Here is a 20,533-nt window from a genome sequence, read left to right on the forward strand (position 1 = left end):
TCACCGCCACATCAATGCGAACGGTCCAGTGCAGCACGCTGCTGCTAGTCAGCCAGCACGCTCTCGATTTGCTTCAGAGCGCTCCGCAGGTCGTCGGCGATCTCCTCCGCCAGGACATGCGGCTCAGGTATTCCGTCACACGGATAGTCTGCCCGTCGACGTGGTGCTCGTCACGGCCGAGGTCGAACAGGTCCGACGCAACTCGGGCGGTGCGCAGGGGCGGCGCCGATGGTCGCGGCACGCCGGTCCCCTCGGGCACTGCCAGCCACACCCCCGCTGGTAGCTGCGTTCAAACGCCATCGCAATGAGACGAGCTGAATCGCTGGAAGGCGTGTGGCATTACGGCTACATATAGCTCAACCTTAGATATCTTACCGTCGCCGGCCGAGGTCAGCCGGTTTGCTGGGCCATGGGCCATTGCCGTCACCTGTTGCCTGAATTAAGCTGTTGTCCATTGTGGGCAACAAACCAGAAACAGGCAACGCCATCGTGGCCGACGTCATCGCCGCCGTTCGGGGCCGGCTACCCGCGAATTGGGCCGGGACCATTCTGCGTCCCTCGAAGACCGCCGACGGGGAGACCGTCGAAGCGGTCCTAAGAGTCCAGCGCAAGGGCGCCGCGGCGGGGACGATCCGAGTCAACGCGAAGAGCCGCGTCGAACCGAAGGACGTAGATTACCTGGCGGCCTCCCTTCAGCCGACTGCGGACGAGCCCGTTCTGATCGCCGCCCCCCACCTCAGCCCACGGACGCAGGAGCGGCTCCGCAGTCGCGGATTCGCGTACGCCGACCTGACCGGCAATGTCCGGCTCGAGATGACCCAGCCGGGCCTGTTCATCGAGACCACCGGTGCCCGGGAGAACCCGGAGCCTAGTCCGCGGGAACGCAAGTCCCTCAAGGGAGCCAAGGCCGGCCGCCTCGTTCGAGCTCTCTGCGACTACCGGGCTCCGGTCGGCCTGCGCGAACTCGCGAAGCGGGCCGGCGTCGATCCTGGCTATGCCTCGCGCGTCGTCGAGCTCCTGGACCGTGAAGCACTCGTCACGCGAACCCCTCGAGGCCCCATCACCGCAGTCGACTGGCGGGGCCTGCTGACCCGGTGGGCGCAGGAGTACTCGCCGTTCCGGCGTCAGGGCGCCACGATGTACCTCGCTGCTCGGGGCATCCCGGCGGTGACCGAGCGTCTCAAGCAACTGAAGGTGAGGTATGCCGTGACCGGATCGTGGGCCGCCGCTGAAGTCGCGCCGGTCGCCCCGCCGCGTCTGCTCACGGTCTACGTGGATCGGCCGCGCGACGTCGAACAAGCCCTCGATCTGCGTCCTGCAGAAGCTGGCGCGAACGTGGCACTCTTCACGCCGTTCGACGACATCGTGTTCGAGCGGACGTCGGTGAAGAAGGGGGTCACGGTTGCGGCCATGAGCCAAATCGCGGCAGACCTGCTGACGAGCCCAGGCCGGGGACCGAATGAGGCCGAGGCGCTGATGCAGTGGATGCAGGAGAATGAGGATGCCTGGCGGACCGGTGAAACCAGGGATCTCCGTACCGCGGTATCCTGATGTCGCAGCGGTCTGTGTGATGCGGATTCCGCCGGACTCGGTCATCGACGAGACGAAGTTCACGAACTACCTGCTCGTGCCGAGGCCGTGGGACGACAAGAGCGGTTACTTGCGGCAGGCCGGCTTCGAACTGGAGAATTGGGCCGATCTTCGCGCCGCTGTCAGGCTTCTGGCCGATACAGCTGATGCAGTCGAAGATCGCACGAATGATTACGGAACCTTCTATCGCGTCGAAGGCGTGATCGAAGGGCCAGCCGGGAGCCTGTCAGTGGTCTGCATCTGGCTGAAGCAGGCGGTCGACGGAGCGTTCAGGTTCGTGACGCTGAAGCCCGCGAAGGGGAAGAGCTGAAATGTCTCTACAACTTTATGACCGCGTGGCCCTCCGCGCGTCCTTTCCCGAGCACGCGCTTCGAGCCGGCGATGTGGCGACGTTGGTTGATTTCGTGGAGCATCCCTCGTCAGGACCTCGAGGGTGCGTGCTGGAACTCTTCAACGCGCTCGGCGAATCGATTGGCGTCGTGACGGTTCCTGCGGACGCGGTCGAGCCTCTCCGCGCGGACGAAATGCTGTCCGTCCGGCCAATGGCAGTCGCCGGCTGAACCGCGCCGCTCCTCGCCGGTCAGACCCGACTCGCCGACGCTCCGACAGTTGCCAAGAACATAGGGAGCGCACGGCGCGGGTCAAGGCCGCGCAGCGCCGACGGGACGGAGGGAAGCCTTGACGCACGCCTTCGCTCCCGCACAATCCAAGGTCGGAGCGTCGGCGCTCTCTACGGCCGACAGGAAGACCAAGGCCACGCACTGGGCCGGTTCTTTCCGCACGATCCGCGCGCCTGCCGGTCACCATTCGCGACCACGACATTTGACGCGACCTGCAGCTGCGCCCTCTCAGCAACAGACACAGACACGCGAGGCGTGAGCGACCCCGTGGACACGAGAGGACCCGCTTTCGCGGGCACGAGGCGGGGTCGCTCACGCCTCTCTTCTGCCCTGTTCCCTGCCTCGGGCGCTCAGGCGTCGGCATAGAACGCCGCCGCGGTTCTGCCCGGGCGTGGCCGCGAAGTTGAGGCCCTCCAAGGGGTTGGCGCCCTGGCAGCGCGGCTGAAAGGCTTGATGAGACGGCTGGGCCGGTGGTCAGCGGCTCGCGAGGGGGGGCCAACCGCGCATGGGCCTATCGTCTCCATCCTCGGCCCCCCGTGTTGACCAAGGGAGAGAAAGGTGTCCGACCCACTACGCCAATCTGAGACGAGGAAGACGACCTCGACGCCGACCTGAGAGGCTGCGCCGGCTCGGCTGACGCGTGGCTGCGGCTCCGCACAATCCCGGCCGAGACGCCGATGGTCACGGCGAACGTGAAGGGGACCAGCATCATGGCCGCGGCTGTCGTCAGGGCTGCAGGAACAGCAGGCGCAACCAGGTAGATCGCCAGTGCGTATGCGGCACCCACCGGAATGGCCTTCGGCAGCGACAGGGGCGGGCGACGGCCAGCCATGGTGGCGAGTGCGCTCAGCCAGACGACCTGTGCGGCCGACAGCGGCAGCACGAGTCCACGCATCAGCAGCGTGGCGCTGCCTGGCCACGTGTCTACGGCGACGGTGACCTCCATCAGCAAGGCCGCCGCCCACCACGCCGTCGTCATGCCGAGGAGGGCGGCCACTGCCCCAGCCCGGTGTTGCACGGCGACCCGCTCCACTACCTGCACGCCAGCAGCATTGGAGATGAGGTAGACCCACGGTGCGAGAAGGTCGAACCCGTACGTGAACCAGGAACCACGCCATGCCATGCGCCACCGTCACGCACGCAACCTGCCCCGCGAAGATACGCAAGACGACCGACCGCTCCGTGTTGCTGAGAGCGAGCACGCACGACGATCGCGGCCGGCACGCCGACGCACAGCGTGCGGGCGAGCGCTACCCATGCGTGGCACAATGCCCATCGCGTCCCGCGCGCACGTTCGATCTCCGCGTCCGCCTCGATCTGCTCGAACGCATGCACCAACGTGCGGTCCAAGGCACACACACGCGCGGCCGTGTCGCAAGCGCGGCTGAACACGGAACGACGCATCACGCCAGGCCTCCGTTCAGGACGAAGCGGGCAGCCTCCACCGCCGCCAATGCGCAGCCCCAGCGCCGTCGGTGCATACAGCCTTCGCGGTAGCCCGATGGCACCTTCTGGCTGTGTCTCCTGGCGCGACGTCACGAGTCCCTTCTCCTCCATCCGTCCCAGCGTGACGTACACCGTGCCGCGCTTCACCGCGTTGTGCGACGCCTCGACGAGCTCGAGGCCGTACATCTCGCGGCCCTGCTCCAGCAAATCGAGAATGAGCAGTTCCTTGCCGGATGGGAGGGGGTCCATCTAGGCGACCTCCCGGTCTGCAGCCGACGCCGTTGCCATCAGTCCCCGCAGCGCCGCGGCGCCCGTCATCGTGGCGACCAGACACTGGCCGACTAGCGCCGCTACCGGCCACCGCGCCGCCCGAACGTCAAGATGCCGGCGATGATGAGTAGCGCCAACTGCACGGACGTCAGCAAGGCCAGCGTCAGACCTGTCCTCACCGTTTTCGAGCTGTTGCCACGCCAGACCTCCACCACACGCCCGTCCAGCCCGACGAGGGCCGTGGCCAGGCCTCCAGCGTGCAGCGCCGCGAGCACTTCGGACTCGACGTGCTCGCACGAGCCTTCGCCGTGTACACCGAGTCTCCATGGCGTGTTGGCAGTCGTCACCTGACCTCTGGCAGAAGGATGCGGGGTGCGGGTTGGCCGGCCGTACGCTTCAGATACGCAACGTAGGCTCCACTGAGCAGAACGCCCGCCAGCAACATGAGGGATGCGAGACGGATCGATGTCCTTTGCCCCGTGGCCAGGCCCCATCCAAGCCACGGCACACCGATCGTCCAGAGCAGGAAGATCGGCCGTGCAAGGGCGGCAGTTGGCAGTTGGTTCGCCGCGCGTATCGGTGGCTTCCCTCCTGAAGCCGACATCGCGCGGTAGTAGGCGTACATCGGGACGAGTCGCCCTTGGATGCCGACAACGACCTGCGACAGGAAGCCGACCAAACCCGCGACACCGTAGAACCAGGCCAGGCCACTCCGCGCACCCGGCGACGGCAACGTCAAGACGATCCCCAGACCGGCCGCCACGAACAACCAGGCCATCGCGACGTGCGTCTGCCACGTGGACCAGTCGCGCTTCGGCAGAGCAGGCGGCCGCGGTAACCTGTGCTTCACTGCTGCGCGCATGCGCTTGACGAAGCTGGCCAGACCGCCTCCGATGAGCGCGGCACCAATCGGCAGCCACGCGCTGCCCGTCAACAGCGTCGCAACCACAACGACGAGGCCAAGTTCGAGAAGAACGGCACTGACGGCGAGCCCCGGTCCCGTCGGCATCTTCGCCGGCAGGAACATCGGCACAAGCCGGTACGCAAGCCCGACGACCATCATCATCGGCCACCCAACTGCCGCCAGATGGGCGTGCGCGAAGGCGGCCGCGCGCGGCGAGAAGCCGAACAGGCCGTGGGCGCGATCGAGCCCAAGCGCAATCCCGAGTAGTGCTGCCGCCACCATGTTCACGAACGCGAGCACCACATGCAACAGCACGGGCCAAGGCGCGGTGGCGCCTCGAAGGCCGAGTGCGGTCCGGCCTGCCACCCACAGCACCGGCGACAAGACAAGCGTCGCCGACCACGCCATCGCGTCGTACCGACCGGTCCAGGCGTGTGCAACCATGCCAGTCGTCCCGACCGTGTACGCGGCGCACGCCAGCCAATCGACACGGCCCACTGGCAATGGCAGACCGAGGGCCAGCGGCGCGACAATATAGAACGCGCCAAGAATCGATCCTGTGAGCCAGGCAATCGTCACGAGATGAACGATCGCCACCATGCGGGGATGCAGAAAATAGCCGCCAGGCAATGCGGGATTGACGACCAAGACGGCGAACGCCAGAGCCAGCCCCACGTGCGCCCATCCGAAATACGCAAGGGGAAGCGGGGACGACGGTGTTCGTGACTGACGACTCATGCTGGACGTTCGCGCAGCATGATCAGGAGCATACGCGCAGGCTCGAACGCGTTGACGGCGTGCGAGACGCCGGCTGGCATGCGGACGACGGCTCCTGGCCGTGCTTCGACCGTCTTCGCACCGATCGTCAACGTCAGCGCGCCATGGATCACGAGCACCAGTGCATCGAAAGGGGCGGTGTGCTCGCTCAGTGCTTCTCCAGCGTCAAACGCAAACAGCGTGACGGTGCCGCCGCCGTTCTTTGCCAGCACCCGGCTCGAGATGCCGTGCTCGGTCGGAGTAATCAGTGCGGCCAGTTCAAGTGCCTCGGCGGGCGGAATCGTTCCGGGTGCCATCGTCATCGCTCTCCCTTGGGTCAAGGCAGCCGTATCGCGCCCTGACATATGGGCCAGCCTGAACGATTCGAAGACCTCAGTCCTTGCGTTGGCGCAATGGCCGGCCTAAATGGCCTACGGCCCTCAGCGGCCCGCGCCCCCCAACTCGAGTCGACCTGAATCGGAGCGGCCCAACGGCCTCGGTGCAAAGGTACGAGAGGGAACCACACATCAGACCACATCCGACACCGCTCGATGGCGACTTCCTCAAACTCGATCTCCCGGCTGAATTCGCGCAGCTCGAGCGAGAACGGACCGAGACAGGTGCAATCCAGACGGCGAAGACACTTGTGAAGTATCCAAGCCTCAGGGTCGTCCTGATCGCGATCGGTGCGGGCGGGCGCATTCCCGAACACCAGACCGCCGGCCGGATCACCTTCCAGACGGTGGCCGGGCGCATCCGTACACATGCCGGCGGCCGCGCGTTTGACATGCCTGTCGGGCTGGTGCTCGCTCTCGATCAATCGATACGACACGAAATCGAAGCGACGACCGACAGCGCTTTGGTGCTCACCATCGCCTGGCCGCAAGACGACACCGCTTCCGACGACACCGGCCCTTCATGAACGCCGAGGTGCGCAGCTTCCGGCGGACGTCAGCATCCCTCTGTTTGGCGCGCTGGCGACCGCAGTCCTTTTCTGCGGACTCCGCCGCACGCGCGGCGGGTTCAGGCGTTGACAAGGCCAGCAACTCCTGGCCGCCCTCACCAAGCTACCGCGATCGATGACCACGCGCTCGACGAAGCCGACCACCCTCGCATACAGGTCGGCCTGCTGGTACGGCCGCAGGTCGCCACGCAACACCAGCGTCCGGCCACTGATGACCGTACCAGTGGAGTCTCTCGACTACCTGTTGCCCTGCCGCCATCGTCGTCAGGTAGAGGACGACAAGTGGCCTTGGCCACGGCAATGCCGATGGCCATGATTGCGCCAATGAACGACTGCACGTTCAAGCTGGTGCCGGTGATGATGAGCATCAGCAGCACGCCAACCAGAACCCGGCGGCTATCCCCGCTGCCCCCCGAAGGCGACGGCCGCGACGACGTCTGCGCAGCCCGCCAACGATCTCATGCCGAATGCGAGGGCGCGACGATGTACAGCGTTCCGATGATCGAGCCTGCAATCCACCCGAGCGGCTCGAGGCGAGTGAGCGCGATCATTCCCGGGTGGTAGCGGGCAGCGTTGCCCTCGGCGCATTACGCGGGCGCCCGCCGACGCCGAACACCTCTGAGCGGTCGTGCTGGGACGAGTGTTCAGGCCCTCCGCGGGCGCAGCAGAACGCGGGAATTCAGCACCCAGAGCGCGCCGACGGTCAGCACCAGCAGGACGAAACCCGGCCACACCTCGCCGGTCCGATCGCGGAAGTACCCCAGCACCAGTGGCGGGAAGAATCCGCCCAGGCCGCCCACCGCACCGACCAGGCCGGTGACCGTCGCGGTGCTGCCTGGAAAGTGCTCCGGGACGAGTTTGAAGACAGCGCCGTTGCCGAGACCGAGCAGCGCCGCGGTGGCGAGGGCGCCGATCGTGAAGGGCACCATCGACTCCCACGTCAACAACAGGCTGAACGGCATGATCGCCAGAAAGACCCACCAGAGCACCGTGGCGCCGCCGTGCCGATCGGCCAGGACGCCACCAACCGGACGCATCAGCGTGGCGAGCACCACGAAGCCGGCGGCCCGGAACCCAGCATCGGCAAGCGTCAGGCCGAAGTCGTCCCGGAGCAGCGTGGGCAAGTAGACCGAGAAGGCGACGAAGCCGCCGAAGGTCAGGAAGTAGAACGCCGCGAGTACCCAGGCCAGCGGCTCGCGGGTGAGCACCGTCACCATGGCGGCAATCGTCGCGGGTCGTCTGGTACTCAGCGCGTTGCGCGCGGTCGCCGCGAACACCGCCGCCCACGCCGCGATGATCACCGCGAGGCCGAGGAACACGGCGTCCCGACCGACTGCCGCCGCGATCACCGGGCCGAGGAACACGGCGGCCGATTGCCCCATCGTTCCGAGGCCGTAAATGCCGAGCGCGGTGCCTTGCCGTGCCGGGGGAAACCACGGCGAGACAAAGCCGACACCAACGGCAAACGACGAACCGGCAAGCCCAAGCAGAAACGCAAACAGCAGCAGCGTGCCAAAACTGTCGGCCAGCGGGACGATCGCCGCGGAGATCGCGACCGCGGCGAACAGGAACGTGAAGACCAGCCGTCCGCCGAACCGATCGGTGAGCATGCCCATCGGCAGGCGGGCCAGTGAGCCGAGCAAGACGGGTACGGCGATCAGCAGCGCTGTCGCCTGCCCGCCCAGGCCGAACTCCTCGCGAAAGGCTGGCGCGAACGCGCTGATCAGGCCCCACGCGGCGAAGCAAAGGCCGAACGACACCGTGGCGAGCAGCAACTGCCACTGCGCGCCCTTCATGTCAGACGTCGCATGCACGGCGCTACGTTACCCGATCCGTGCCTCGGTTGACGCGCGCAAGGCCAGCCCGTACGATGCGCACAGAGCAGCGGAGATCACGCGTGGCGTGCCGACTGCCGGGAACGGGGAGACTCCACATGACGTCGGCAGTGACCAGAGCCATCGCCTGGAGCATGGCGGTGACCTGTGCGCTGGGGCTGCTGATCGTTGCCGGGTCGCGCACCCTGGCACACTTCGATGCGGCGCTGGTCGCTTACACGTTCGCGGTGCTGTTTGCCACCTTCGGCCTGACCTATCGCTACGCCATGTGGCTGCAGCGGCCCCCAACCGGCCTGTACTGGCGGCGCGGGTGGCAGACCTTTTTCCGGCGTGGCCGCCAACGTCGCAACGTCGCGCTCGGTGTGCAACGGGTGGGCCTCGACCTGCTGGCCAACCGCTTCATCTTCGCGCGTGGGACCGCTCGCGGCCTGACCCACATGCTCATCATGTGGGGCTGCCTGCTGGCCGTCGCCATCACGTTTCCGCTGGTGTTCGGCTGGCTCTACTTCCGTCCCGTGCCCGGCGACCTCGACCTCTACGAGGCCATGGTCTTCGGCGTCGCCGCCTTCACCTTCCCGCACGACTCGCTGGTCGCGTTCCTGCTCTTCCACGGACTCGTGTGGTCGTCGTTCCTGGTGATCGCCGGCGTGATGCTCGCGATGCGCCGCCGCATGCGCGAGCAGGGGCCGATGGCCGTGCAGCGGCTGGTTGAGGATTTCCTGCCGCTCATCCTGCTGTTTGCCGTCAGCCTGACCGGCCTGATGCTCACGGCGAGCTACACCTGGATGAAGGGCTATGGCTACACCTTCATCGCCATCCTGCACGCCGTCACGGTGATCGGCACGTTCCTGTGGCTGCCCTTCGGCAAGTTCTTCCACGTGTTCCAGCGCCCCGCCCAGCTCGGTGTCACCTTCTACAAAGACGCCGGCCGTGAGGGTGAACCGGCGTACTGCCGTCGCTGCGGCCATGCGTTCAGCTCACGGATGCACGTCGAGGATCTGATCGAGGTTCAGCGGCAGCTCGGCTTCACGTACGAGATACCAGGCAGCGCGGTTGAACACTACCAGTGGATCTGCCCGCGCTGTCGGCGGGCTTCGTTCGTGGCCGCGCAGGCCTCTGCCTGGCGAGGCCACCGGGGCGGTGGGCCGCTGGCCGACGCACGCCCTATGCGCCCGATGCCCGTCCACGTCAACGGCGGCCTCGGCCAGGGCCCGCTGGGGCAAGAGGACGCCGAGAATTTCTATCCATGACCGACCCCGCCCCCCTGCGCACGCCACCCCTCGAGTTCGAGCTCATCGACCGGTTCGGGCCGTCGCTCGCCCACACCCGCACCGGTACGGAGGATACCGGCCCACCGGATCGCCTGGTGAAGACGCACTGCTGCTTCTGCGGTCAGCAGTGCGGCATGCAGCTGAAGGTCACCGCCAACCGCGTGGTGGGCGTCGAGCCGTGGTACGAGTTCCCCTTCAACCAGGGCATGCTGTGCCCGAAGGGCGTCAAGCGCTACCTCCAGCAGTCGCATCCCGATCGCCTGCTGACGGCCTTTACCCGCGACCGCGCCGCCGGCGGCGGCTTCCGACCGCTGGGCTACGACGAGGCGATCGCGCGCGTCGCCAGCGAGATCGACAGGATCCAGCGCAGCCACGGGCCGCACGCCTTCGCGTTGCTCTCGGGTGCCAGCCTGACGACCGAGAAGACCTACCTGATGGGCAAGTTCGCCCACATGTGCCTGCGAACGTCGAACATCGACTACAACGGCCGGCTGTGCATGGTGAGCGCCGCCGCCGGCAACAAGAAAGCCTTCGGGATCGACCGCGCGGCCAATCCCTGGAGCGACATCCTCGATGCCGAGGTGGTGGTGGTGGCCGGCGCCAACGTCGCCGAGTGCGCGCCGATCACCACCAACTACATCTGGCAGGCCCGCGAGCAGGGTGCCAAGGTGATCGTGATCGATCCGCGAATCACGCCGCTGGCCCGCACCTGCGACCTGTTCCTGCCCGTGAAGCCCGGCCGCGACACCGCCCTCTTCAACGGCATCCTCCACCTGATGATCGCCAACGGCTGGGTGGACGAGGACTTCATTGCCACTCGGACCGTGGGCTTTGGCGACGTCGAAGCGGAGGTGGCGCCGTGGACGCCAGCGCGCACGGCCGAGGTCACCGGAATCGCCGAGGGACGCATCCGCCAGGCCGCGGAGTGGTGGGGAACGGCGCGCACCAGCTTCCTGCTGCACGCACGCGGCATCGAGCACCACAGCAACGGCGTCAAGAACGTGCTGAGCGCCATCAACATCGTGCTCGCGTCGGGCCGCATCGGCCGCCCCTCCTGCGGCTACGCCACCATCACCGGGCAGGCCAACGGCCAGGGCGGGCGTGAGCACGGTCAGAAATGCGACCAACTGCCCGGCGGGCGCGACCTCGGCAACGACGAGCACCGGGCCTACATCGCCGGCGTCTGGGGGATGGCCCCAGACGACCTGCCGCAGCCCGGCGTGGACGCCTACGAGATCATGCGCAAGGCGCACAGCGGCGAGATCAAGGGTCTCCTCAGCCTGTGCTTCAACCCGGTGGTGTCGCTGCCCGACAACAACTTCGTGCGCGAGGCACTCGAACGGCTCGAGTTCTTCGTGGCCATCGACTTCTTCATGAGCGAGACCGCGCGCTATGCCGACGTCGTCCTGCCCGGGTCGCTCCAGGAAGAGGACGATGGGACCGTCACGCAGGTGGAGGGCCGCATCGTTCGGATCAACAAGGCGGTGGAGTGCCCGGGCGAGGCACGGCAGGATTGGCGCATCATTCAGGACATCGCCGGCGCACTGGGCCGACCGCAGGGCATGACCTTCGCCAGCCCGCGCGAGATTTTCGAGGAACTGCGGATCGCCTCGAAGGGCGGGGTCGCCGACTACTCCGGCGTCACCTACGAGAACGTCGTCGAGCACTACGGTGTGTTCTGGCCGTGCCCCGCTGAGACGCCGCCCGGTGTGCCGCTCCCAGGTCCGCAGGGCACGGTGCGGCTGTTCGAACCGGACGCGTGGAATCCAATCGCGCAGGGGGCCGGGCCGTTCTACTTCCCGGACGGCAAGGCGCGCTTCAACGTCACGCCCTATGTAGGTCCTGTCGAGGATGTCGATGCCGAGTACCCGATCATCCTGACGACGGGCCGGGTGGTGAGCCAGTTCCTGTCGGGCAATCAGACGCGCCGGATAGGGCCGCTGGTTGACAACTACCCCGAGCCGCGGGTCGAACTGCACCCGCGCCTCGCGCAGCGCCTCGGCATCGAGGATGCCGACTGGACGACGGTCGAGAGTCGCCGTGGGACGTGCACGCTGCGCGCGGCCGTGGTCGCGACTATCCGTCCTGATACGGTGTTCGTGCCATACCACTGGGGTGGGCGCAAGAGCGTCAACCAGTTGACGATTGCGGCACAGGACCCGATCTCGAAGATCCCGGAGTACAAGGTGTGCGCCGTCCGCGTACGCCGTGCCCACGGGCCGCCGTCGTACGCCGACGCGCTCGAACCACAACAGTGACCCGAGGTGGTGCCAGATGCCCGTGCCCGACGCTTACGAGTTCTTCATCGATCCGGCCCGCTGCATCGGCTGCCAGGCCTGCATCCAGGCCTGTACCGAGTGCGACACGCACAAGGGACAGTCGATGATTCAGCTCGACTACGTGGACCGCGCTCACTCCACCCAGACTGCCCCGGTGGTGTGCATGCACTGCGACTCGCCGACCTGCGCCGAGGTCTGTCCGGCCGACGCCATCAAGCGCACCGAGGACGGCGTGGTACAGACGGCGCGCAAGCCGCGCTGCATCGCCTGCAACAACTGCGTGCTGGCCTGTCCGTTCGGCGTCCCGAAAATGGCGACCGGCACGTCGCTGATGATGAAATGCGACATGTGCTACGACCGCACGTCGGTGGGGCTCAAGCCGTACTGCGCGTCGGTGTGCCCAAGCCAGGCGCTGGCCTTCGGCACGCGTGAACAGATGTCACGCCTCCGTCCACAGGCCGCGCCGATCAATGCCTTCCAGTTCGGCCGGCAGGTGATTCGTACCAAGGTCAACATGATGGTCCCTCGCGAGCACGGACGGCCGGAGGGGTCGGCGCAGATCGTCGACGTCACCGCCGCCATGCATGCGCCGACCATCAGCCACGACATCCTCGACGATGTGTTTGCGGACATCGCCGGGACGGACGACGGAGCGGACCAGTGATCGCCCGCACGAACCACGAGTCGGGCGCAGCCGACCGGACGGTGACGCCGCCTGACGGTCGCGCGATGGCCGATCAACCCCGCTGGCGGCAGGACTTCCCGATTGACGCGGCACAGGATGATTACGTCTCGCGCCGCGAACTCACGAAGTTCGTCGTCCTGACGAGCGCCGCGTTCGTCGTCGGCCAGTGGTGGATCGTACTTAAGAGTCTGTGGCGCACGGCGCAGCCGGACACGGCCGTGCGGATCGCCGCGGTCGATGACCTTCCGGTGGGGGGCGCGCGCACCTTCTTCTACCCCGAAAGTAGTTCACCGCGCCTGCTGGTGCGCATCGGGTCCAAGTCGTTCGTCGCCTACGATCAGCAGTGCACGCACTTGCTGTGCCCGGTCGTCCCCGACGTGCCCAGCGGGCGACTGCACTGCCCCTGCCACAACGGCTGGTTCGACCTCGCCAGCGGGCAGGTGCTTGCCGGTCCGCCGCAGCGCGCCCTGCCGCGGGTGCACGTCGAGGTACGTGCCGATGGCGTGTACGCGACGGGCGTGGACGAGGCCGCCACGTGACGCCGGCACCGCGCGTCGCCCGCGCTCAGCGTCTGACGATCGTCAACGGCATCCTGCTGGTGGTAGTGCTGATCGTGGTGGTGCAACTGTGGCTGCTCACCGCGACCATGAACGCCTTTCTTGGCGGCGAAACGTCCACGGTGCTCCCCGCCGCGCTCGTGAGCCTCGGCTGCTTCGGTCTGAATGCCGGCCTGCTGCGCTACCTGATGCGGCTGGGGTGACGGATTCAGCATGAGCGCACCGATTCCACAATGGGAGCCGCTGGCAGAGCCTCAACTCGTGGATCAGCGCGACACCTACGACCGCATGCGGTCGGCGTGTCCTGTCGCCCGATCCCCCCGAGGCGTCACGTTGTTCAGGCATGAAGACGTGGTCGCTGCGGCCAACGATCCGGCGACGTACTCATCGGCGACATCGGCGTACCGCGCGGTGCCGAACTCGCTCGACCCACCCGAACACGCGCGGTTTCGTGCCGTCATCGATAGGTTCTTCGAGCCCGGCCGCATCCGATCGCTCGAACCACGCATCCGGACGATCGCCCGTGCGGTGGTGGACGGACTCCCGCGCGGCGTCGGCGTGGACGCCGTCACCGACATCGGCTATCCGTTCGCGGTACGGGCCCAGGCCGAATGGCTGGGGTGGGACGATGTCGAGGGGCAGCTCCTGGGCTGGATGGCTGACAACCACCGCGCGACGCGCTCCGCTGAACGATCCCGGACGGCCGCGGCGGCCGCGGCCTTCGATGCGATCGTGCTGACCCAGGTGCAGCATCGCCGCCAACTGGGCTGTGCCGCGCCAGACGACCCGACCACCGAACTGCTGCGGATGACGATTGACGGCGCGCCGCTGGACGACGCCGACATCGTGTCGATCCTGCGCAACTGGACGGCCGGCGACCTGGGCTCCATGGCCGCGGCGCTGGGCGTCGTCCTGCATTTTCTCGCGACGCACGCGACCGTGCAGAGTGCACTTCGGCGAGGCATCGGGGATTGTGCCGAGGCGATCGACGAGATGCTTCGGATCGACGACCCGTTCCTGGTGAACCGACGCGTAACGACCGTTGCCGCTCGGGTCGGCGAGTTCGTGCTCGCGCCGGGGACGCGCGTGTACTTGAACTGGACGTCAGCGAACCGTGACGAGACGGTGTTCGGCAACCCGGATGCGTATCGACCCAGGGAGAACTCCGCGCACAACCTGGTCTACGGCACCGGCATCCACGTATGCCCGGGGCGTCCGCTGGCGACCATGGAACTGGTCGTGGCCGTGCAGACGCTCCTCGCTGGCACGTCCCGCATCGAGCTGGCAGCCGACGCCGAGGCACTGCGCGAGACGTACCCCGTCGGTGGATGGCGACACGTGCCGCTGCGTCTGTCTTGAGGCCCAGAGACTCCCGATCTGTCTCATCCGGTACGGGTGCGGGCCACGCAGGCGCCCGAGACCATCCGCGTGTTCCAGCAGCACCAGATCGATTTCTGCTGCGGCGGCCGCATCCCGCTGTCGCAGGCCTGCTCGACACACCAGCTCGACCTGGAGGCGTTGATCACCGAACTACAGCAGGTGGCGACGCCGACGACAGATGAGCCGACCTGGAACGACGCCACCCTGGCCCGAATCATCGCGCACATTCAGACGCGCTATCACGAGCAGTTGCGGGTCGAACTGCCGCGCATCGGAGCGATGGTCGACAAGGTGGTGTCGCGGCATGGCGATCACCTGCCGCAGACACTGCTGCCGCTCCAGCAGAGCTTCTCGACCCTGCACGACGGGTTGATCGACCATATGGAAAAGAAGGACCGCGTCCTATTTCCATTCATTGTCGGCATCGAGGCGGGGACGCCGCTGCCGGTGACCGATGCGGCGGCGTGGATTGCCGGGCCGATCTCGATCATGGAGGCCGACCACGACGAAGCAGGCAGCGCACTGGCGACCCTGCGCCGGCTGACTGACGGGTATGCCCCGCCAGAGTGGGCCTGCCCGCACGTTCCGCGGCCTGTACCACGCGCTCGCGACGCTCGAGACCGATATGCACCTGCACGTCCACTCTCGAGAACAACATCCTGTTCCCGCGGGCAATGCAGCTGGCCGGCCGCGCACACTGAAGTCGATCCAGGGTGAAGGATCGCGGCAGCCATCGTCTGCCGCGCTGGGCACCTCGACCGGATCGAGCGTGCGCGGACGGAGATGGAGACGCGCTCGGGCGAAGCGGCTGCCAGTTTGACGTCTTCATCGGCCCGAGTTTCTGAGCTCACGCTCGCGGGGCTCCGCGAGCTGCACGACGAGATGTTTCGCCTGGGGCCCTGAGACGAGGTCGGTCCCGCGTTCGGGACCTCGCCTGTCGTCCCACCGGTCCCGCCGAGGCGCGTGCGGTGCTCGATGCGTTGGCGCCGCTGCTCGATCGCCTTGAGGCAAATCGCAATCCGTTCGTGCATGTCGTCAGGGCGGTGTGCTGCGTGCTCCGGGCCAGGCGCGTCCGCCTTGCCGAACCGGTCATCGGGCTCGGGCTTGAGGGGGCTAGGTCGGGCGCGGCCGTGGCGGCGCACAACGACATTATCGCGACTGCGAGCAGGTCATTCCATATCGTCCAACAATCTCGTTTCGCGCCTACGACACGGCAAGCAGAGGCGAGAGATGACCGTACCGGTGGCCGAGTTCGAAGACCTCGACTCTCCCACTCCCGGCCTCGACTGCCTTTCGCAGGGCATCGCTGCCGACGCTGACGAGGGCGGCCTCGCCGTCCTGCTTCCAGCACCGATAGATCGCCTGGGCGCGAGACGAGGCGAACGCCCTGCGCGCTCGCGTGAGGCGCTGCGTGTCGGTCGCTGATGGCGTGCGGAGCTGCTCGAAGTACCAGCGCATCTCGTCGACGACGACGTTCCCGGATGGTTCCATCAGCTGGAACTGCACCGCCTCCCTGGCCCGAAGCGCCATGCCTGGAAGATGCGGCGGGACGACGATGCGGAGTGTCCAGACAGGCAGGGCGCGGAGCAGCGTCGCGTGGCGCTCGAGAAAGACTCGGAAGTCGTCCAGGTCCGGGCGGTCGATGACGTAGACGATGACGCCCCGTCCCGCCAGGTCAATGCCGATGGGGAGCCGCTCTGGGAAGGACCGGACCTGCCGCGTGGCGCCGTGCCGGGTCGTGACGTGCGGCAAGTCGGTCGGTGCGATGGCGGTGAGCGCCGTCAGGTGCGCGGCCTTCTCGTCGGCCGTCGCAAGCCAGATGAGATCGGGGTCCTCGACGATGGCGTCGAGCACCATGAGGCGCTGGATGGCGCGGTTGATGGACATGCGGCGGCGCAACGTGCTGTCTCGCTCGCCGATGGCCGTGTAGAGCGCCCGCTGGTTGACGTGGTAGATGCGGGCACGGTTGTGCCGGCAGTCGTGCATCGACGCGACTCCGAGCCGCACCAGCTTGTCGAAGAACTTCCGCGTCTTCGCCCCGTGGACGATGCCGCAGAAGCGCGCGTACTGGCGCGGGACGCAAACGCCGGAGTGCAGCATGACGGTCGTCAGAAAACGCGCCTGGCGCTCGGTGAAACCCTTCTTCGCGACAGCCTGAACGCGTTCGTCGAAACGCATCACAGGAACTCCTCCATGTGCCCGCGTGGCCGGCTGCCACCGCGCCCTCCCCCACCGTTCCGGCCCGAGAAGTGGAGACTGAATCCGGAGGCCGACTTCCCGGCAGCGTGGGCGCCGCGGTAGTGGGGCGTCATGACCTCGACGTCAAGCGCCTGGTCGCGTCCGTCGATGTCGTACTCGATGCGCAAGTCCGGGAACTGGACGTGCCCCTGGTCGTCACACGGCAGGTTGCGTTCGTGAGCCCAGGACTCGATCTCCAACAGGCTGCGTTCCGGCCGTCCGTCGCTGTCATCGCGTTCGCGGTTCGGCTCCTGCAGGAATGACTGGTACTCGGCCTTGAGTTCGTTCTCGAGGACAACTCGGTGGATCGTCGCCCCGGCCTCATGCAGTCGCTCAGCCTCCTCGAGGTATGCCCGGTACAGCTCGGCGTCGTGCTTCAACTCACGTGGGCGCTGCACGCCGTGACTGAATGCCTGACGGTCTGGCGCATCATGATCGCGGCGGCGGGATTCGAGCAGGTCACGCCCTTCCTTCGTCAGCGTGACCACGGTGGTGTCGCGGTCGACCCGGTGGGTCTGCACTAGGCCCGCCTCGCGAAGGTGCCACAAATCGCCGTGACGCGGATCGAGGGGCTTGTCGAAGGCGTCGCGCAGGTCGTCTGCAGGGACGACACGGAAGGCACCAACGGAGGCCAGCGTGCGGCTCTCCGAACCACGGAGCATGTGGCTGTGTTCGCGCACCCAGACGTGCTCCCGTTCGCGTCCCCGCGGCAGATCGACGTGACGCGAGAAGACCTCACGCGGGTCGGCGCGTTCCCGCTCCCGCTCGCGAGAGTCGCCACCGCCGCGTCCGCCTCGGCTGAGCTCACGCGAGCCGCCATCGCCGTCCCGCGCGTCATAGTCTGATCGTGGGTCGTACATCGCACACCTCCGTGAAATGCAGCGGAAATTGCACAATCACGCTGCCGTCCAACAGAGGCGCCGATGTAGTCGAGGGTGAGCCCCCGCAACCAACGCAGAGGTTCGATGAAGCCACGAGAAATCGTGGCTTTCGTCGTTTCTGAGGGATCGCCCCAGCCACCCTCTGCAACCCGCCCGTCCGAGCGTTCAGTCTCCTTGCGTCGGCCTCGCCCGTGAGGCGGAGCAGCGAGCTTGGTGCCTTGAGGAAGCGTTCGGCTCCTGCGACGCTGCGCCAAAGTGACGCGAACACGGCGCCGAATCCCGGCGTACACTGTTGCCCTCCACCGACGTTCAACGACGCATCGAGCAAGGACGGGCGTGCCATGCCAATCGCTCTCGACGAGGTGCCCTCACGCGGGTCGCAGGGCGCGAGTGCCGGAAGGCGTCGTGTCCGGATTCCTGGCGCAGTACTTCTGGCCGCGCTCTTCAGCTCAGCCGCCGTGGCCCAATCCCCACCGGGGACGACAGCCCAACAGGCGCTCGCGCCGTCCGAATCGAGCCAGGTCAAGGGGGTGCTGCTCGCGGACAGGCCCGACGACACCGTGTTCCTCGCCGTCGAGGCGATCGACGATGGGTCCATCGGGCTCTTCGTCTCGTCGATGGCGCCGAGGTGTCGGGCACCGGAGGACGTCTTCGATCTGCCCGTGCAGGTCGACCGGGCGGGATTCCAGCTGAAGCACGTCATCCGGCAACAGCACCCCAGTCAAACGGAGCATGTGTCGAGTCGATCGCGACTGTGTACCAGGCCGAGCACTACTGGCCGCTGAAGACCGCGACGGCTGTCACACTCCACCTGCCATGGGGTGCCGTGCCGCTCAACGACGCAGCCCTGGCACACCTCAAGTCGATCACTCCGGCACGTCCTCCGGTGACGCTGCCAGATGATGCCGCCACCTACACCGCGCTCCTGGACCAGCTGACTGAGTTGCTGGCCGTCGGGCGCAACCAGGAGGCGCGTGCGGCAGCTGAAAAGGTGCTGCCCTATTTCGCGCGTCGCCCGCCAGACGAAGGCGGCCGGTTCTTCGGCATCCTCGGAACAGCGCGCCGTCGAACGAGCGACCTGTCGCTCGCCGCTGCCAGCTTCGAAGTCGCGATCAGGCTGCTGGAGATCGCGGGGGACACGCTCTCGCTGGGCGTGGTGAGCGACAATCTCGCGACGGTGCGCCGCCTGCAGAAGCGCCTCCCCGAGGCCGAGGCGGCCAGTGATCGGGCGATCGCGGCGTTCGAGTCGCTCGACACTCCCAGCGGCAATGCGTCGCTCGGCGGCGCCTACAACAACCGATCGCTGATTCTCGCGGACCAGGGGTCGGCCGAACTGGCGCTGGTCTACAACGAGAGAGCGCTTGCCCTGCTGAAGATCGCCTACAAGGACGACCCGCAGGCGCTCAGACCCTTCCTCGAAGACAACAAGTTCCTCCGTAAGGCGATCAAGAAGCCTTGAACCCTGCCCGCCCCGTACGAGATGCCCGCTCGGAGCGCGCGCCCTACCCTGCCGGGGACGCCGTGGCGGTGACGCGGGCCAAGTCTTCGAAAAACCGGGGGTAGGTCTTCTCGGTGCAATGCGGGTTGGTGATGACCACGCCTGGCACGCGCAGGCCGGCCAGCGCCAGGCTCATCGCCATGCGGTGGTCGTTGTAGGTCTCGATGATCGCGCCGTGCAGGGGTGACGGCGTGATCGTCAGCCCATCGGCGTGCTCGTCCACGAGGCCACCGAGCTTGCGCAGTTCGCGGGCGAGGTCGCCGATGCGATCGGTCTCCTTGTGGCGGATGTGGCCGACGCCGGTGATCGAGGTCGGGCCATCGGCAAAGAGCGCGACGACGGCGAGCGTCTGCGCCGTGTCGCTGATCGCGTTCATGTCCACCTCGATGCCCCGCAGGCGGCCGCCCGTGACGGCAATCCCGGTGGGGGTGTCGGCGACCGCACAGCCCATGCGCTGCAGGCAGTCGACGAACGCCACGTCCCCCTGCAAGGCGTCGCGGCTCAGCCCCTCCACGGTGACGGTGCCGCCAGCGATGGCCGCAGCGCCCCAGAAGTAGCTGGCCGCACTCGCATCCGGTTCGATCGCGTACGTCGTGCCCGCGTACCGTTGGGGTGCCGCGATGGCGATGTGGGTGAGCTGCTCGGCGTCGGCCGTCACTCCGAAGGCCTGCATCACCCCGAGCGTCATGTGCACGTACGGCTGCGACACGAGCACGCCGTCGACGCGCACGACGACCTCGCTCGACGCGTACGGGGCGGCCATGAGCAGCCCGCTGAGGAACTGGCTCGAGATGTCGCCACGAATGTGCGCGGTGCCGCCACGCAGCCCCCGCGCGTCCATCACCACCGGCGGACAGCCGCCCGCTGACTCGGCGCGGCACTCGGCCCCGAGGGCGTTCAGCGCATCGAGCAGGTCGCCGATCGGGCGCTGCCGCATCCGCGCAATGCCGTCGAGCCGGTAGTGCCCCCTCGTGGCCGCCAGCATGCCGGTGAGGAACCGGATGGTCGTGCCGCTGTTGGCGACGTAGAGGTCGGCCTCCGGCACCCGGAGTCGACCGCCGCAGCCGGTGACGGCGATCGTCGCGGCCTCGACGTCCACCTGGACATCGAGGCCGAGCTGACGCAGTGCGTCGACCATCACGCGCGTGTCCTCGCTGTCGAGGGCACCATGCAGCGTCGACACGCCGTTGGCGAGTGCCGCACAGATGAGCGCGCGGTTGGTGATGCTCTTGGAACCCGGGGGGCGAATCGTGGCGCGCAGCGGGCCACTTCCAGCGATGGTGACGGCGTCCATGTACGTGCCCAGTATCGCATCGGGCGTCCGCCCAGCCGCGCCACCGGGTCTGATATCCTGCGCCC

General features: G+C 67.3%; 23 protein-coding genes. 14 read left to right on the forward strand and 9 right to left on the reverse strand.

The features are described 5' to 3' along the window. The first annotated feature begins 489 nt into the window (after positions 1 to 489). The 3 genes from Q0C41_RS03145 to Q0C41_RS03155 are packed head-to-tail and all read left to right on the forward strand — an operon-like array spanning position 490 to position 2,150. Complete coding sequence (locus Q0C41_RS03145; protein WP_291980995.1) at positions 490 to 1,551, forward strand: type IV toxin-antitoxin system AbiEi family antitoxin; 1,062 nt, start codon at positions 490 to 492, stop codon at positions 1,549 to 1,551. 19 nt (positions 1,552 to 1,570) lie between these two features. Further along, a complete protein-coding gene (locus Q0C41_RS03150; RefSeq protein WP_291980996.1) occupies positions 1,571 to 1,900 on the forward strand; it encodes a DUF6883 domain-containing protein in 330 nt (109 codons plus the stop codon). Between the two features lies 1 nt (position 1,901). After that, positions 1,902 to 2,150: a DUF4926 domain-containing protein gene (locus tag Q0C41_RS03155; protein ID WP_291980997.1), complete on the forward strand. Its 249-nt coding sequence runs from the start codon at positions 1,902 to 1,904 to the stop codon at positions 2,148 to 2,150. Positions 2,151 to 2,721: 571 nt separating this feature from the next. Here Q0C41_RS03155 and Q0C41_RS03160 read toward each other — a convergent pair. The 5 genes from Q0C41_RS03160 to Q0C41_RS03180 all read right to left on the reverse strand — a co-directional run bounded on the left by Q0C41_RS03160 (position 2,722) and on the right by Q0C41_RS03180 (position 5,903). Further along, positions 2,722 to 3,207, reverse strand: a complete 486-nt coding sequence (locus Q0C41_RS03160; RefSeq protein ID WP_291980998.1) for a hypothetical protein — start codon at positions 3,205 to 3,207, stop codon at positions 2,722 to 2,724. A gap of 35 nt (positions 3,208 to 3,242) precedes the next feature. After that, positions 3,243 to 3,905 (reverse strand): PadR family transcriptional regulator, encoded by a 663-nt coding sequence (locus Q0C41_RS03165; RefSeq protein WP_291980999.1) that lies wholly within the window; start codon positions 3,903 to 3,905, stop codon positions 3,243 to 3,245. A 101-nt stretch (positions 3,906 to 4,006) separates the two neighbouring features. Beyond that, a complete protein-coding gene (locus tag Q0C41_RS03170) occupies positions 4,007 to 4,273 on the reverse strand; it encodes a hypothetical protein (RefSeq protein WP_291981000.1) in 267 nt (88 codons plus the stop codon). Further along, positions 4,270 to 5,505 carry a hypothetical protein gene (locus tag Q0C41_RS03175; RefSeq protein ID WP_291981001.1) on the reverse strand — a complete coding sequence of 412 codons (1,236 nt, stop codon included), beginning with the start codon at positions 5,503 to 5,505 and terminating at the stop codon, positions 4,270 to 4,272. Before Q0C41_RS03175 ends, Q0C41_RS03170 begins: the two co-directional genes overlap by 4 nt. A gap of 59 nt (positions 5,506 to 5,564) precedes the next feature. Further along, positions 5,565 to 5,903 carry a cupin domain-containing protein gene (locus Q0C41_RS03180; protein ID WP_367079104.1) on the reverse strand — a complete coding sequence of 113 codons (339 nt, stop codon included), beginning with the start codon at positions 5,901 to 5,903 and terminating at the stop codon, positions 5,565 to 5,567. A gap of 182 nt (positions 5,904 to 6,085) precedes the next feature. Here Q0C41_RS03180 and Q0C41_RS03185 point away from each other — a divergent pair, with 182 nt between their 5' ends. After that, on the forward strand, positions 6,086 to 6,508 hold the full coding sequence (locus tag Q0C41_RS03185) for a hypothetical protein (protein WP_291981003.1): 423 nt from the start codon (positions 6,086 to 6,088) through the stop codon (positions 6,506 to 6,508). A gap of 324 nt (positions 6,509 to 6,832) precedes the next feature. Further along, positions 6,833 to 7,114 carry a hypothetical protein gene (locus Q0C41_RS03190; RefSeq protein WP_291981004.1) on the forward strand — a complete coding sequence of 94 codons (282 nt, stop codon included), beginning with the start codon at positions 6,833 to 6,835 and terminating at the stop codon, positions 7,112 to 7,114. A gap of 80 nt (positions 7,115 to 7,194) precedes the next feature. On the opposite strand, the gene Q0C41_RS03195 is transcribed toward Q0C41_RS03190, so the two are convergent. Continuing rightward, positions 7,195 to 8,364, reverse strand: a complete 1,170-nt coding sequence (locus Q0C41_RS03195; RefSeq protein WP_291981005.1) for a nitrate/nitrite transporter — start codon at positions 8,362 to 8,364, stop codon at positions 7,195 to 7,197. 119 nt (positions 8,365 to 8,483) lie between these two features. On the opposite strand from Q0C41_RS03195, the gene Q0C41_RS03200 reads away from it, so the two are divergent. From Q0C41_RS03200 to Q0C41_RS03230, 7 genes are read left to right on the forward strand one after another with little or no spacing between them, the layout of a single operon-like run. After that, positions 8,484 to 9,635, forward strand: coding sequence for a hypothetical protein (locus Q0C41_RS03200; RefSeq protein WP_291981006.1), 1,152 nt, complete (start codon positions 8,484 to 8,486; stop codon positions 9,633 to 9,635). Beyond that, positions 9,632 to 11,914 carry a molybdopterin oxidoreductase family protein gene (locus Q0C41_RS03205; protein WP_291981007.1) on the forward strand — a complete coding sequence of 761 codons (2,283 nt, stop codon included), beginning with the start codon at positions 9,632 to 9,634 and terminating at the stop codon, positions 11,912 to 11,914. The genes Q0C41_RS03200 and Q0C41_RS03205 overlap by 4 nt, the downstream gene beginning before the upstream one ends. A 16-nt stretch (positions 11,915 to 11,930) precedes the next feature. Then, the gene (locus tag Q0C41_RS03210; RefSeq protein ID WP_291981008.1) at positions 11,931 to 12,599 is read left to right on the forward strand and encodes a 4Fe-4S dicluster domain-containing protein; all 669 of its coding nucleotides are present in this window, start codon (positions 11,931 to 11,933) and stop codon (positions 12,597 to 12,599) included. Continuing rightward, positions 12,596 to 13,159 (forward strand): Rieske (2Fe-2S) protein, encoded by a 564-nt coding sequence (locus Q0C41_RS03215; RefSeq protein WP_291981009.1) that lies wholly within the window; start codon positions 12,596 to 12,598, stop codon positions 13,157 to 13,159. Before Q0C41_RS03210 ends, Q0C41_RS03215 begins: the two co-directional genes overlap by 4 nt. Further along, complete coding sequence (locus Q0C41_RS03220) at positions 13,156 to 13,380, forward strand: DUF6755 family protein (RefSeq protein ID WP_291981010.1); 225 nt, start codon at positions 13,156 to 13,158, stop codon at positions 13,378 to 13,380. The genes Q0C41_RS03215 and Q0C41_RS03220 overlap by 4 nt, the downstream gene beginning before the upstream one ends. A 10-nt stretch (positions 13,381 to 13,390) precedes the next feature. Then, positions 13,391 to 14,536, forward strand: a complete 1,146-nt coding sequence (locus Q0C41_RS03225) for a cytochrome P450 (protein WP_291981011.1) — start codon at positions 13,391 to 13,393, stop codon at positions 14,534 to 14,536. Between the two features lie 36 nt (positions 14,537 to 14,572). Beyond that, entirely contained in the window at positions 14,573 to 15,274 is a 702-nt protein-coding gene (locus tag Q0C41_RS03230) for a DUF542 domain-containing protein (protein WP_291981012.1), read from the forward strand. Between the two features lie 486 nt (positions 15,275 to 15,760). Here Q0C41_RS03230 and Q0C41_RS03235 read toward each other — a convergent pair whose 3' ends face one another. Continuing rightward, on the reverse strand, positions 15,761 to 16,735 hold the full coding sequence (locus Q0C41_RS03235) for a hypothetical protein (protein WP_291981013.1): 975 nt from the start codon (positions 16,733 to 16,735) through the stop codon (positions 15,761 to 15,763). Further along, the gene (locus Q0C41_RS03240) at positions 16,735 to 17,655 is read right to left on the reverse strand and encodes a hypothetical protein (protein ID WP_291981014.1); all 921 of its coding nucleotides are present in this window, start codon (positions 17,653 to 17,655) and stop codon (positions 16,735 to 16,737) included. The genes Q0C41_RS03235 and Q0C41_RS03240 overlap by 1 nt, the downstream gene beginning before the upstream one ends. Before the next feature lie 362 nt (positions 17,656 to 18,017). Here Q0C41_RS03240 and Q0C41_RS03245 point away from each other — a divergent pair, with 362 nt between their 5' ends. Both Q0C41_RS03245 and Q0C41_RS03250 read left to right on the forward strand, forming a co-directional pair. Continuing rightward, positions 18,018 to 18,461, forward strand: coding sequence for a hypothetical protein (locus tag Q0C41_RS03245; RefSeq protein ID WP_291981015.1), 444 nt, complete (start codon positions 18,018 to 18,020; stop codon positions 18,459 to 18,461). Further along, entirely contained in the window at positions 18,431 to 19,135 is a 705-nt protein-coding gene (locus tag Q0C41_RS03250) for a tetratricopeptide repeat protein (RefSeq protein WP_291981016.1), read from the forward strand. Before Q0C41_RS03245 ends, Q0C41_RS03250 begins: the two co-directional genes overlap by 31 nt. A gap of 43 nt (positions 19,136 to 19,178) precedes the next feature. On the opposite strand, the gene aroA is transcribed toward Q0C41_RS03250, so the two are convergent. Next, positions 19,179 to 20,468: a 3-phosphoshikimate 1-carboxyvinyltransferase gene (gene aroA, locus Q0C41_RS03255; protein WP_291981017.1), complete on the reverse strand. Its 1,290-nt coding sequence runs from the start codon at positions 20,466 to 20,468 to the stop codon at positions 19,179 to 19,181. Positions 20,469 to 20,533: the final 65 nt, after the last annotated feature.

The organism is Luteitalea sp., assembly GCF_022842525.1.
In the GTDB taxonomy this organism is placed as follows: domain Bacteria; phylum Acidobacteriota; class Vicinamibacteria; order Vicinamibacterales; family Vicinamibacteraceae; genus Luteitalea.

What these genes read in the sequence shown, in the direction of transcription:
- Q0C41_RS03205 (WP_291981007.1), top strand. Translation starts at nt 9,632, where the DNA reads ATGACCGACCCCGCCCCCCTGCGCACGCCACCCCTCGAGTTCGAGCTC.
- Q0C41_RS03165 (WP_291980999.1), bottom strand. Translation starts at nt 3,905, where the DNA reads ATGGACCCCCTCCCATCCGGCAAGGAACTGCTCATTCTCGATTTGCTG.
- Q0C41_RS03245 (WP_291981015.1), top strand. Translation starts at nt 18,018, where the DNA reads ATGCCAATCGCTCTCGACGAGGTGCCCTCACGCGGGTCGCAGGGCGCG.
- Q0C41_RS03210 (WP_291981008.1), top strand. Translation starts at nt 11,931, where the DNA reads ATGCCCGTGCCCGACGCTTACGAGTTCTTCATCGATCCGGCCCGCTGC.
- Q0C41_RS03155 (WP_291980997.1), top strand. Translation starts at nt 1,902, where the DNA reads ATGTCTCTACAACTTTATGACCGCGTGGCCCTCCGCGCGTCCTTTCCC.
- Q0C41_RS03225 (WP_291981011.1), top strand. Translation starts at nt 13,391, where the DNA reads ATGAGCGCACCGATTCCACAATGGGAGCCGCTGGCAGAGCCTCAACTC.
- Q0C41_RS03150 (WP_291980996.1), top strand. Translation starts at nt 1,571, where the DNA reads ATGCGGATTCCGCCGGACTCGGTCATCGACGAGACGAAGTTCACGAAC.
- aroA (WP_291981017.1), bottom strand. Translation starts at nt 20,468, where the DNA reads ATGGACGCCGTCACCATCGCTGGAAGTGGCCCGCTGCGCGCCACGATT.
- Q0C41_RS03240 (WP_291981014.1), bottom strand. Translation starts at nt 17,655, where the DNA reads ATGTACGACCCACGATCAGACTATGACGCGCGGGACGGCGATGGCGGC.
- Q0C41_RS03235 (WP_291981013.1), bottom strand. Translation starts at nt 16,735, where the DNA reads ATGCGTTTCGACGAACGCGTTCAGGCTGTCGCGAAGAAGGGTTTCACC.
- Q0C41_RS03180 (WP_367079104.1), bottom strand. Translation starts at nt 5,903, where the DNA reads ATGGCACCCGGAACGATTCCGCCCGCCGAGGCACTTGAACTGGCCGCA.
- Q0C41_RS03200 (WP_291981006.1), top strand. Translation starts at nt 8,484, where the DNA reads ATGACGTCGGCAGTGACCAGAGCCATCGCCTGGAGCATGGCGGTGACC.